This is a genomic window from Clostridium saudiense (assembly GCF_000577815.1).
In the GTDB taxonomy this organism is placed as follows: Bacteria; Bacillota; Clostridia; order Clostridiales; family Clostridiaceae; genus Clostridium; species Clostridium saudiense.
Window position 1 is genome coordinate 1 of the sequence record NZ_CBYM010000003.1, and the last position, 13,532, is coordinate 13,532.

Consider the following 13,532-nt stretch of genomic DNA (forward strand, 5'->3'; position numbering starts at 1 on the left):
CCCTTAAATTTAGAAATTCAGCCTAAGCTGAATTTCTTCCTTAACTCTTAACTCTCTTAATATCCGTAGTTCTCATTAAGTAACAATATAAAAATTCTATTTGGTGCTGGCTTTCTTATTACTGTATATTCTCTACAAATTCTTTCTGGACTATTGCAATTCATACATTTTCCTGTAATTACACAAGGTGTTTTTCTATTTAATCTCTTTGCATTAGCTGGTGCTGCAAGATTTTCTACTCTTGAAATTGCCTCATTAATATTCTTCACTATCTTATTTACACCAGCAATAACTATTACTTTATCTGGACCATATAACATCGCAGCAACTCTATTCCCATTTCCATCAACATTATATAATTCTCCATCTTCTGTTATTGCATTTGTACTTGTAAAATAAGCATCACAAAAGAATGCTTCTCTATATATCTGCTTTATTTCTTCTGGCTTCAATCCTTCTTTATATCTATCTAAAAATTCATATCTTCCACTTCTTAAATGGTTTATAATCTTCGTTTCAAATAAACTCATAGAACCGCCAACTGTGACTTTGCTATTTTCTTTAACTAATTCTTTTATTTTATTAATCAATTCATCTTGTGTATTAATAAAAAAACTCTCCATATTATTTTTTCTTAATGCTTCTATTGTTCTATTAATTTTCACTTCATTAACCCACTTTATATTATTATCCATTTTAATCTTTCCCCTTTGAAATTAACTTATATAATAATTTTAAACTAATATCTATTACAATCCAATAAATATTCTAATTCTTTTTTCTTACCATGTATGATATTATATTTAGTATATTTTAATTTTGAAAGGGTTAATATTATGAATTGGATTGAAGATATAAAAAATTATAAACCTTATAACGAACAAGAAGCTAAAGATAAAGATTTAATACTAAAATGTATAAATCTTCACGATGATATATTAACAAGAGAAAATACAATTGCTCATATAACTAGCTCAGGATATATAGTAAACAAATCAAGAACAAAGGTGTTAATGATTTATCATAATATTTATAAGAGCTGGGCATGGACCGGTGGTCACGCAGATGGTGATTCTGATTTACTACACGTTGCTATAAAAGAAGCTAAAGAAGAAACAGGTCTTAAAAACGTAACTCCTGTTATGACTAATATACTTGGATTAGATGTACTTAATGTTAACGGTCATATAAAAAAAGGTAAATATGTATCATCTCATTTGCATTTATCTGTTGCTTATCTATTGGAAGCTAATGAAGAAGATAAACTAATTGTCAATGAAGAAGAAACTAGTGGTGTTAAATGGCTACCTATCAATGAGCTAGACATTCACTGTAATGAACCTTACATAATAAATACTGTATATTCAAAATTTAATAAAAAGATAAAAGAGCTGAATTTATAAATTCAGCTCTTTTATCTTATTCTTGTGATAACTTTTTATAGTTTTCAAATCTTTCCTTAGCATCCTTTTCTGTCTTAGCAAATAATTCTTCTGCTAGCTCTGGGAATACTTTAGCTAATGCTGCATATCTTACTTCTCCCATTAAGAAATCTCTAAAATCTGATTTTGGTTCTTTAGAATCTAATGTAAATGGATTCTTTTCACCCTTTAATGTTGGATTATATCTATAAAGGTTCCAGTAACCACAATCAACAGCTTTCTTTTGTTCATCTGGTGTATTAGTCATACCTTTCTTAATTCCATGACTAATACATGGTGCATATGCAATTATTAATGATGGTCCATTATAGCTTTCAGCTTCTGTTATTGCTTTTATTGTTTGATTTTTATCAGCTCCCAAAGAAACTTGAGCTACATATACATAACCATAACTCATTGCCATCATACCTAAATCTTTTTTCTTTGTTCTCTTTCCTGAAGCTGCAAATTTAGCTATTGCCGCAGTTGGAGTTGCTTTAGATGCTTGACCTCCAGTATTTGAATAAATTTCTGTATCAAATACAAGAACATTTACATCTTCATTGCTTGCAAGTACATGATCTAGACCACCATACCCAATATCGTAAGCCCAACCATCTCCACCAAATATCCATTGTGATCTCTTAATAAAGAATTCCTTATCTTTTAATATTTCTTTTGCAATTTCATCACTACATCCTTGTAATGCAGCTTCTAATTTTTCTGCCCTTTCTCTAGATCCTTCACCTATGTCTTTATTATTTAACCAATCTTCCATTGCTTCTTTTGCATTACTACATAAATTTTCATCCAATGCTTTCTTAATATTAGAAGCAATTCTTTCTCTTATTGTCTTTGCCCCCATAAACATTCCAAGCCCATATTCTGCATTATCCTCAAATAATGAATTAGCCCATGCAGGCCCATGACCTTCTTGGTTCTTTGTATATGCTGTTGCTGCACCTGAAGATGCCCATATTGAAGAACATCCTGTTGCATTTGCAATTACCATTCTATCTCCAAATAATTGAGTAACTAATTTAGCATATGGTGTTTCTCCGCAACCTGCACATGCTCCTGAGAATTCTAAAAGTGGTTGTTCAAATTGACTTCCCTTAACTGTATTCTTATTCATAGGATTCTTCTTATTCTTTATATCCTCTACAGCATAATTCCAAGCTTCTATTTGATCATGTTGGGAATCAAATGGTTTCATAATAAGCGCTTTACCTGGTGCTGGACAAACTTCTGCGCAGTTAGAACATCCTGTACAATCAAGTGGTGTAACTCCTATTGTATAGAAATAAGGTACATCTCCCTTAACACCTTTAGCTTGAAGTTTTTTAAAGCTTTGTGGTGCATTCTTTAATTCATCTTCTGTAGATAAGAATGGTCTAATGCATGCATGAGGACATACATATGAGCATTGATTACATTGTATACATCTCTCTGGAATCCATTCTGGAACATTTACTGCTATTCCTCTCTTCTCATATTTAGTAGTTCCATGCATAAAAGTACCATCTTCTATATTATTATTTACAAAAGCTGATACAGGTAAATTATTACCTTCAAGCTTATTCATAGGAATACATATATTTTTAACAAAGTCAGGAACAGATATATTTTCTTTTTGTTCATCTCCAGTAGCTGATTTCCATGATTCTGGCACATCTATCTTAACTAATGATTCTAATCCCTTATCAATAGCAGCATAATTCATATTTACTACTTTTTCACCTTTTTTACCATATGAAGTAACTACTGCTTCCTTTAAATATTTAATAGCTTCATCAACTGGAATAATATTAGCAAGCTTAAAGAATGCTGCTTGCATTATCATATTAATTCTTCCTCCAAGTCCTATTTCTTGGGCTATTTTTACTGCATTTATTGTATAGAAATTAATATTATTTTTAGCAATATATTTTTTCATTTTAGCTGGTAATTTTTCATCTAACTCTTCTTTAGTCCAAATTGTATTTAATACAAATACACCATTTTTTCTTAATCCTTCCAAAACATCATATGAATATACATATGATTGATTATGACATGCTACAAAATCTGCTTTATCTATTTCATAATGAGCCTTTATTGGATTTTTACCAAATCTTAAATGTGAAATAGTTATTCCCCCAGATTTCTTTGAATCATACGCAAAATAACCTTGAGCATACATATTTGTATGATCACCAATTATTTTAATTGCGCTCTTATTAGCTCCAACTGTACCATCTGATCCAAGTCCCCAGAACTTACATGCTGTTGTTCCTTCAACTGCTACATCTATTTCTTTGTCAGATGCTAATGATAAGTTAGTTACATCATCAGTAATTCCTATTGTAAATCCATTCTTTGGATTATTACTCTTTAAATTTTCATAAACTGCAGCTATATCTGCTGGATATGGATCTTTAGAACCTAATCCAAATCTTCCCCCTATTACCTTTGGAGGGTTATCCATTTCATTTACTGCTCTTAATACATCTAAATATAGTGGTTCACCAATTGATCCTGGTTCTTTTGTTTTATCTAATACAGCAATTTTTTTAACTGTACTTGGAATAGTATTTAATAATCTTTCAATACTAAAAGGTCTATATAACCTTACTTTTACTAATCCAACTTTTTCACCTTTATTCATTAAATAATCAATTGTTTCTTCTACAACTTCACTTACTGCTCCCATAGAAATTATAATTCTATCGGCTTCTTTATCTCCATAATAATCAAAGCAATGATATTCTCTACCTGTTAATTCTGTAATTTTACTCATATATTCTTCTACTACAGATGGAATATCGTCATAATACTTATTTAGTGATTCACATAATTGGAAGTATACATCTGGGTTTTGCGCTGTACCTCTAGTTACTGGATGACTTGGATTTAATGCATTTTTTCTAAACTTATCAATTGCTTCACAATCTACAAGGTTAGCTAATTCATCATATTCTAAAATTTCTACCTTTTGTATTTCATGAGATACTCTAAAACCATCAAAAAAGTTTACGAATGGGATTCTGGCTTTTATTGCTGTTAAATGTGCAACTGGTGATAAATCCATAACTTCTTGAACAGATCCTTCTGAAAGCATTGCACATCCTGTAGCTCTTGCAGCCATTACATCTTGATGATCACCAAATATACTTAATGATGAAGTTGCAAGTGCTCTTGCTGCTACATGAATTACTCCTGGTAATCTCTCTCCAACCATCTTATACATATTCGGAATCATAAGTAATAATCCTTGAGATGCAGTATATGTAGTTCCTAATGCCCCACTTTGAAGTATTCCATGAAGTGCTCCTGCTGCTCCTGCTTCTGATTGCATTTCTACAACTTTAACTGGCTCACCAAATATATTTTTCTTTCCTTGTGCTACCCATTCATCTACATGTTCAGCCATTGGAGATGAAGGGGTAATAGGATAAATGGAACTTACTTCAGTAAATGCATAAGAAATATATGCAGCTGCAGTATTTCCATCCATAGTTTTCATTTTTCTCATATTTTTGCCTCTCTTTCATTAGTTTTTAATTTTATACTTTAGGCTTTTATCAATTAATTTTTTCATTCTTTATTAGTATTGAAAAAATGTAAAATATTATGTATATTACTTTTAAAGTTTTTTTACTTTTTTTAACAGATGTATTGACTGCATAATTTTTTAGTTTTATACTAATAATATAAATAAAGATATCAACGCGGGATGGAGCAGTCGGTAGCTCGTTGGGCTCATAACCCAAAGGTCGTAGGTTCAAGTCCTGCTCCCGCAACCACAAAAAGGATGTCATATGACATCCTTTTTTATTTATACTAATGAATTTACAGACATAATAAATTGTTTTGCTACTCTATTAGATCTACCACTACTTAATGCTGCCCACTTAATTGCTTCTCTTTTTAATGTTTCCTTTGGTAAATTAATATTATAAATTTCAGCTAACTTATATACTGTATTCAAATAATCATTTTGATTACCTACTGAAAAAGTCAATGTTACTCCGAATCTTTCAGCTAAAGAATGTTTTTCTTCAACTGTTTCTCTAGCATGAATTTCGTCTCCTTGTCTATCATTAAACCCTTCTCTTATTAAATTCTTTCTATTTGATGTTGCATAAATTAAAACATTTTTAGGCCTTACCTCTAAACCTCCTTCAATTAATGCTTTCATATTTTTATATTCATATTCAAACTCTTCAAAAGATAAATCATCTAAAAATAAAATAAATTTAAGACCTCTATGTTTAATTAAAGATAAAATATTGTTTAAATCCATAAAATCTTTTTTATTTAATTCAATAACTCTTAATTTTTTATTATAATATTTATTTAAAATAGCCTTTACTGAAGAGGATTTTCCTGTTCCACTATCACCAAACAATAATACATTATTGCAAAGTTCACCATTTATAAAACTTTCTGTATTATTAATTAAAATTTTTAATTGCATTTCATTTCCGATTAATTCATCAAAAGTAATTGGATCACAATTTTCTATTCCTATTAGCCCCTTATTTTTGTCCCATTTAAATCCTTTATAATAATTCATAATACCAGCACCATTTTTATAATAAAAATCTACTAGTAAATTTCCTATGGTATTTATATCTTCATTATATTTAAAAATATTAAAAATTGGATCATTATCTGAAATTTTATTATCATTTAGTGTACAAAACTCTTCTGAAATATCAAATAATCTTTTAATTACTCTTATATCATTTAATGCTATATTAAATAAATTTTTATCAATTTCATTACCAACTTTTTCTGATTTTATTGTGAATAAATTTTCATCTTGTCTTACTAAATAACATAAATACATTTTAAACAAATCACCATCAATAGGTAAATCCAAAGCCTTTTCTAATAACCTATTTAAAATATATTGATGTTTATCATAATTATCTTCTTCCAAATAACTTAACACTTCAGATATAATTATGTCATCATTTAAACTATTAAATAAAATAAACCTCTTCATTCTTCTCACCCCATTAAAACAAAATTAATTATATAATACATTTTTATCCATTTTTATTCAATAAAAAAGATATAGAGTATTTATTTAATACTCTATACCCATAATCTATATCCTTAATACTCTTCTTTAATAATACCTACTTTTATCTATTTTCTATTTATTACTTTTACCTGTATACCTTCCATAACATCAAACGCTTTTTCATGTAATTCTTCATTAAATCCCGCACATAACTTAGCATCAACTAAAATTTCTGCATTAGTATATTGTGATTGAAACATTACTACATTACTTATTACACAAATATTTGTTACTACACCGATAATTTCAATACAATTAATATTTTCTCCAAGTTTTTCACTTAATTCAATTATTTTACTAGGTGAAATACCAAATGAACCCTTATTTATATGAATTGTATTTTTATTATTAATGAATTCACTAAGTTTTCCATAAAGTTCATGTCCTTCAGTATTTAAAATACAATGTGTTACAGGTAAATTCTTACCTTCTCTAGTTGCTAAATAATCCTCTGTATGAGTATCATATGTAAATACTACTTTATCTCCTTTTGACAAATAACTATTTACCTTTTCATATATTCCCTCTTCTATTTCTTTAGCTTTTTCAAATCCTAATGCTCCATCTACAAAATCCTTTTGATAATCTACTACAACCAATACTCTTTTCATTATCCATCCTCCTAACTATAAATTAATTAAATATATTTTACCATAACACCTATCTAAATGTTACTTCTGTATATACACTTATTTTTAAAAATTACATATTTATTTTCTTAAAAATTTCTGATATTTAACTTTTTTACCTTTATTAAAAGGTTAATCTTTTATATAATGGTAAAGTAATAAATTATATGGTTAAATTTTGGAGGTAATTTAATGGAATTTTTAGAAATTATAAAAGCCATAATTCTCGGTATCGTTGAAGGGGTAACCGAATGGCTTCCTGTTAGTAGTACTGGTCACATGATTTTAGTTGACGAATTTTTAAAACTAAATGTTTCAAAAGAATTTATGGAAATGTTTTTAGTAGTTATCCAGCTTGGAGCTATTTTGGCAGTTATTTTATTATATTGGAAAAAGATTTTCCCGTTTAAATTTGATAACGGTGTTAAAGTTGAAAAAGATACAATTATAATGTGGGTTAAAATATTAATTGCATGTGTTCCTGCAGCTATCGTTGGACTTTTATGGGATGATTATTTAAATGCTTTATTTTATAACCCAACTACTGTTGCAATTATGTTAATTTTATTTGGTATTCTATTTATTGTTATTGAAAACTACAATAAGGGTAAAAATCCTAAAATAAATAGTTTAACAGAAATAACATATACAGTTGCCGTAATGATAGGTTTATTTCAATTAATAGCAGCTGTTTTCCCTGGTACTTCTCGTTCTGGTGCAACTATAGTTGGTGCATTATTAATAGGTGTTTCAAGAACTGTAGCAGCTGAATTCACTTTCTTCCTTGCTATTCCTGTTATGTTAGGTGCAAGCGCATTAAAACTTGTTAAGTTTGGATTAAAGACTGGTTTTGTTATGACTGGAAGTGAACTTACTATATTATTAGTTGGAATGATTGTTGCATTTATTGTGTCAATTCTAGCAATTAAATTCCTTATGTCTTATATTAAAAATAATGATTTTAAAGTATTTGGATGGTATAGAATTGTACTTGGAATATTAGTATTAGCATATTTCTATGTAATAAGATAATCTTTACATAAAAAAGACTGAGTAAACTTACTCAGTCTTTTTTAGTACAACTCATAAATATCTGAAAACTCAATATTAATCTTTTGTACTAATGGTTTATTTTCTGCATCTATTATCCTACTATTATTATCATTATCTTCTTCCATTCTTACATTTGGAAGCTTTATAACAATCTCACAACCTTTTTCAACTTCCTTTTCTAAAGAAACTGTTCCCTCATGAAGTTCTATTAGGGACTTTACTAATGAAAGCCCAATTCCACTTCCTTCTTTCTTTCTATTAAAAGATTTATCTTCTTGAACAAATCTTTCAAAAATATGCTCACTAACTCCTTTTGATATACCACTTCCATCATCTTTAACTCTGATTGTAACAAATTCATCATCCGCATCCATTAAAACACTTATGTTTCCATTGTCATCAGTAAACTTAACTGAATTAGATAATAAATTTAAAATTACTCTCTCTATACTTTCAGGATCACATTTTATTATAAGTTCTTCAACGTATGTATCAAATAAAACATTAATATTTTTTGCTTCAACATAAGGAATAATTGACAACGTAATATCCTCTACTAAACTGATGATTTCATAATTTCCAAAGTTAAGATTCATAAATCCAGAATCTATCTTTGTAATATCAACAAGATTATTTACTAATCTTAATAATCTAAAGCAATTTTGTTTTATAGTTCCATCATATTTGCAATAAGCTTTCCATAAAGCATTTTCACCTTGGCTTTTGCTAATTTCAAGTAATTGAAAACATGAATAAATTATATTAATAGGTGTTTTAATTTCATGTGATAAATTTGCAAAGAACTGAGTCTTTGCTTTTTCAATCTCTTTAATTTCATTATATTTTTTTTGAAAGTCTTTTAAATTGTTTACTTGATTATTTAATTTATTACTTACTTCTATTCTTCTAACAACTTCAATATATAATCCAACAAGTAAAATTAAATATGCTATAGTACTTAAAAATCTATTATAAACTAATACTTTCTCTGCATATTTAGAGAAAATATTTAAATAAAAAATTCTTCTAATTGTAAATATACTTATCGTAGTAATAAATATAGTGTAAATAAACTCACTTTTTCTTATACACCTTTTTACTAGGATAAGTAATAATATTACATAATAAATTAGCAAACTACATTGAATTATATTCCAAAAATTAATACTTTTTATTGAAAATATATTGCTTAAATTTAATTTCACTTCTATAAATGTCCCTATAATATTTATTAAAACAATCAATATTACAGAAAGTTTCTTTCTACTAACAATTTTATATGCATATTTACTTTCGTTTAATATTGCAATAGTAAGTAAAAATATTCTTACTACAAATGGAAATGTTATTAAATGCGCACTTAATCCAATATTTTCAATTATAAAATTTACAAAAATATATTCAATAAATATACTTATATATGATAATTTCAAAATAAAAAACTCATTATTTTTGTACATATAATAATATAACAAACAACATGGAATTGCTATTAATCCAAGTAATACATTAATTGTATTAATATCTTGTATAATTATAGTGCTTTTTAGATTATTTATATCTAATATTTCTATACCAACAATGGAAAAACATAAAAATAATACCGTTCCAATTAACATATATAAAATATATCTTCTACTTTTCTTTTCATATTCTCTAATACTATTTTCTTTCATATATCCCCTTAACATTTGTTTTTAATATTATTTTTTAGCACAATATTTACATGATTATATCATATTTTCTATAATATTAGAAATTAATTTCTAATATTATGAACCATTAATTAAATTATTGCTAGAATTTTTCCAGTAGTTTGCATATACTATCCTAAGCAATAATTTAAGTGATATTATGAACTATACCATAGAATTAAATGATTGTATTTTACTTGGATCCGGAGCTGAAGGAAGTGTTTTTCTTACTCCAGAAGGTTTTGCTATTAAGCAGTTTAATACAATAAAAGCTGCTAAAAAAGAGGTTTCTATTCTTGATGATGTAAAAGATAGTCCTTTTTTTCCAAATGTATTGATTAGAGTGAGCAATATAGTTGTCAGAGAATATGTCCAAGGTGAAAATCTCTATGAATATATTCAAAAAAAAGGCTTATCCTATTCTCTTTCTAAAGAAATAATAGATTTACTCGAAGATTTAAAAAGATTAAAGTTTAAAAGACTTAATGTTAGAAATGCTCATATTTTTATTGATTCTAACGAAAAAATTAAAGTTATTGATCCAAGAAAACCTTATGTAAAAAACACCCCCTATCCTAAAGACATAATTAAATTACTTTTAAAGTTAAAGGTATTTGATAAGTTTTTACAAGATTTATTAAATTATAGACCTGATTTATTAGATTATTGGATTGACGGATATAATTATGTAGCCAATAATTACAGACATGTACTAAGATACTGATAAAAAAATATTACTATACAATATTTTTTTATGACAAATTATAAGTGGTAAGTTAATATTGAAACTCCTAATGGATTTTCTAAAAATATAGTTTTAATTAAATAAACCTATATTTATTTTTTAACTTACCACTTCAATTTACTGCTTATTTTTTATTTCTTTCTTACTAAATTAGTATTAAATTTAGCTACATACTTTCGATTGATACTACATCATAGCCTTGATCTTCAATCTTTTCTTTAATTTCATCATTGTTAGAAGATGTTTCAACTATGGCATACTTTTCTTCTAAATTCACTTGAATTTTGCCTGAATCTTTTAGCTCTGCTAAAGCTTCTTTTACATGATTTACACAATGATTACAACTCATACCTTCAATAAATATCTTTTTTAACATTAATATCTCCTCCTTAAATTATCAAAACCAAATATAAAAATTCCATATTTATATTGTTAATTTTATTAAATAAAATTATTTATAAAATAATTATTTTTTACTAATTAAATTTTAAGCCTTAAACTTCTTAAGTCTTAAAGCATTAGCTAATACTGAAACTGAACTTAAACTCATTGCTGCTGCGGCAATCATTGGATTAAGTAATGGTCCTCCAAATATGTGTAATACCCCCATGGCTACAGGTATTCCCAAAACATTATATCCAAATGCCCAGAATAAATTTTGTTTTATATTTCTTATTGTCGCTTTACTTAACTTAATAGCTACTATAACATCCATTAAATCGCTTCTCATAAGAACTATATCTGCTGATTCAATTGCTACATCTGTTCCTGATCCAATTGCTATTCCTATATCTGCTTGTGCTAATGCTGGTGCATCATTGATTCCATCTCCTACCATTGCAACTTTATCATCTTTTCCTTGTAACTTTTTAACTTCGTTTGCTTTATCTTCAGGCAATACTTCTGATAAAACTATATCTATTCCTACTTGCTTTGCAATAGCTTCAGCAGTCTTTTTATTGTCTCCTGTAATCATTGCAACTTTAATTCCCATGTTATGAAGCTCTTTAATTGCATTAATACTACTTGGCTTTACTGTATCAGCAACTGCAATAATTCCTTCTAATGAATTATTTATTGCAATAAACATAGGGGTTTTACCCTCATTTGCTAATCTATCTGCTTCACCCCTTAATTCACCTATGTCTATTGACCTTTCCTTCATCAATTTTAAGTTTCCTAATAAAATTGATTCATTTTCTATTACTACCTCTATTCCATGACCAGGTATTGCATTGAAATTTTCTAATGATTTTAATTCAATATTTTTTTCTATTGCTGCTCTTACTATAGCTTCACCTAATGGATGTTCAGATCCCTTTTCTGCACTTGCAGCTAAAGCTAATAATATATTATTTTCTTTCCCTCTAGATACTATATCAGTAACAACTGGTTTTCCTTCTGTTATTGTACCTGTTTTATCAAATACTATAGTATTAATTTTATGAGTAATTTCTAATGCTTCTCCACCTTTAATTAATACTCCATTTTCTGCACCTTTACCTGTACCAACCATTATTGCTGTAGGTGTTGCTAATCCCAAAGCACAAGGGCACGCAATTACTAGTACTGATATAAATATTGTTAATGCAAATACCGGTGTTTCTCCAGCTATTAACCATGCAATTGCTGAAAAAATAGCAAGCCCGATTACTATCGGAACAAAGTATGCTGAAATAACATCTGCCATCTTTGCAATTGGTGCTTTTGATCCTTGTGCATCTTCAACCAATTTAATTATTTGAGATAATGCTGTATCTCTCCCCACCTTTGTAGCCTTATATTTAATAAAGCCTGTTTTGTTAATACTTGCACCTATTACATTACTTCCAACTATTTTTTCAACTGGTATACTTTCTCCAGTAAGCATTGATTCATCTATTGCTGTTGAACCTTCAATAACTTCACCATCAACTGGTAACTTTTCTCCTGGCTTAACTAATATTATATCTCCAACTACAACTTCATCTATTGGAATTACTATTTCGTTACCTTCTCTAATAATAGTTGCTGTTTTTGGTGCTAATCCCATTAATTTTTTAATTGCTTCAGATGTTTTTCCTTTTGATATTGCTTCTAAATATTTACCAAGTGTTATAAGTGTTAATATTGTAACTGCTGCTTCGAAATATAAATGCATAGCATAGCTTGTATCACCAGTAGCTATTTTATACATTCCAAATACACTATAAAGAAAAGCTGCACTTGTTCCTACAGCTATTAGTGAATCCATATTTGGACTTAACTTTATCAAATTTTTAAATCCAATTAAATAGAATTTATATCCTATAGCCATAACTGGAACTGTTAATATAATTTGAAATACAGCAAAGTTCATTGGATTAACCATAGGGTCTATTATCTTAGGCAATGGCATTCCCACCATGTGTCCCATAGTAACTATTAAAAGTGGAATTGTAAAAATACATGAAAAAATAAGTCTTCTTAATAATTTATCTTTATCAGATAATTTTTTTTCTGTATTTTCTTTTTCTTCTTCTCTTACAAGCTTATAGCCAGCTTTTTCTACAGCTCTTTTAATATCTCCGTAAGTTACTATATCGTCATCAACTGTAATACTCATTTTTTCAGTAGTTAAATTAACTACCGAATCTTGAACACCTTCTATTTTTTTTGTTACTTTTTCAACTCTACCAGCACATACTGCACATGTCATTCCTTCAACCCTATAAGTATGGGTTTTTATATTTTTAATTACTGAATATCCAAGAACTTCTACTTTCTTTTCTATTTCATTTGATGTTACTTTATTCTCATCAAAACTTACTGTTAATGTTTCTGTAGTAAAATTAACACTAGCATCTTTCATGCCTTCCATTTTTTTAATTCCACGTTCTACTCTATTTGCACATGCAGAACATGTCATTCCACCAATTTTATATTTTTTATCCATTT

General features: G+C 27.9%; 10 protein-coding genes and 1 tRNA gene. 4 read left to right on the plus strand and 7 right to left on the minus strand.

Going from position 1 to position 13,532, the window contains the following annotated elements; all coding sequences use genetic code 11:
* Positions 1–56 precede the first annotated feature (56 nt).
* On the minus strand, positions 57–695 hold the full coding sequence (locus TY07_RS02310; RefSeq protein WP_042394771.1) for a lactate utilization protein: 639 nt from the start codon (positions 693–695) through the stop codon (positions 57–59).
* Positions 696–836: 141 nt separating this feature from the next.
* Here TY07_RS02310 and TY07_RS02315 point away from each other — a divergent pair, with 141 nt between their 5' ends.
* Positions 837–1,403, plus strand: a complete 567-nt coding sequence (locus TY07_RS02315; protein WP_042394774.1) for an NUDIX hydrolase — start codon at positions 837–839, stop codon at positions 1,401–1,403.
* Between the two features lie 16 nt (positions 1,404–1,419).
* Here the strand turns inward: TY07_RS02315 and nifJ are convergent, their stop codons facing one another.
* The gene (nifJ, locus tag TY07_RS02320) at positions 1,420–4,935 is read right to left on the minus strand and encodes a pyruvate:ferredoxin (flavodoxin) oxidoreductase (RefSeq protein WP_042394778.1); all 3,516 of its coding nucleotides are present in this window, start codon (positions 4,933–4,935) and stop codon (positions 1,420–1,422) included.
* 195 nt (positions 4,936–5,130) lie between these two features.
* On the opposite strand from nifJ, the gene TY07_RS02325 reads away from it, so the two are divergent.
* Positions 5,131–5,206, plus strand: a tRNA-Met gene (locus TY07_RS02325).
* 32 nt (positions 5,207–5,238) lie between these two features.
* On the opposite strand, the gene TY07_RS02330 is transcribed toward TY07_RS02325, so the two are convergent.
* The gene (locus tag TY07_RS02330; RefSeq protein ID WP_042394782.1) at positions 5,239–6,414 is read right to left on the minus strand and encodes an ATP-binding protein; all 1,176 of its coding nucleotides are present in this window, start codon (positions 6,412–6,414) and stop codon (positions 5,239–5,241) included.
* A gap of 146 nt (positions 6,415–6,560) precedes the next feature.
* Entirely contained in the window at positions 6,561–7,106 is a 546-nt protein-coding gene (locus TY07_RS02335) for a cysteine hydrolase family protein (protein WP_042394785.1), read from the minus strand.
* 210 nt (positions 7,107–7,316) lie between these two features.
* Between TY07_RS02335 and TY07_RS02340 the strand changes: the two genes are divergently transcribed.
* Complete coding sequence (locus TY07_RS02340) at positions 7,317–8,156, plus strand: undecaprenyl-diphosphate phosphatase (RefSeq protein WP_042394789.1); 840 nt, start codon at positions 7,317–7,319, stop codon at positions 8,154–8,156.
* Between the two features lie 41 nt (positions 8,157–8,197).
* Here TY07_RS02340 and TY07_RS17525 read toward each other — a convergent pair whose 3' ends face one another.
* The gene (locus tag TY07_RS17525; RefSeq protein WP_070098830.1) at positions 8,198–9,853 is read right to left on the minus strand and encodes a sensor histidine kinase; all 1,656 of its coding nucleotides are present in this window, start codon (positions 9,851–9,853) and stop codon (positions 8,198–8,200) included.
* A gap of 178 nt (positions 9,854–10,031) precedes the next feature.
* On the opposite strand from TY07_RS17525, the gene TY07_RS02350 reads away from it, so the two are divergent.
* The gene (locus TY07_RS02350; protein ID WP_042394792.1) at positions 10,032–10,595 is read left to right on the plus strand and encodes a protein kinase family protein; all 564 of its coding nucleotides are present in this window, start codon (positions 10,032–10,034) and stop codon (positions 10,593–10,595) included.
* Between the two features lie 187 nt (positions 10,596–10,782).
* On the opposite strand, the gene TY07_RS02355 is transcribed toward TY07_RS02350, so the two are convergent.
* Both TY07_RS02355 and TY07_RS02360 read right to left on the minus strand, forming a co-directional pair.
* Complete coding sequence (locus TY07_RS02355; protein WP_042394795.1) at positions 10,783–10,992, minus strand: heavy-metal-associated domain-containing protein; 210 nt, start codon at positions 10,990–10,992, stop codon at positions 10,783–10,785.
* 111 nt (positions 10,993–11,103) lie between these two features.
* A complete protein-coding gene (locus tag TY07_RS02360; RefSeq protein ID WP_042394798.1) occupies positions 11,104–13,530 on the minus strand; it encodes a heavy metal translocating P-type ATPase in 2,427 nt (808 codons plus the stop codon).
* Positions 13,531–13,532 lie beyond the last annotated feature (2 nt).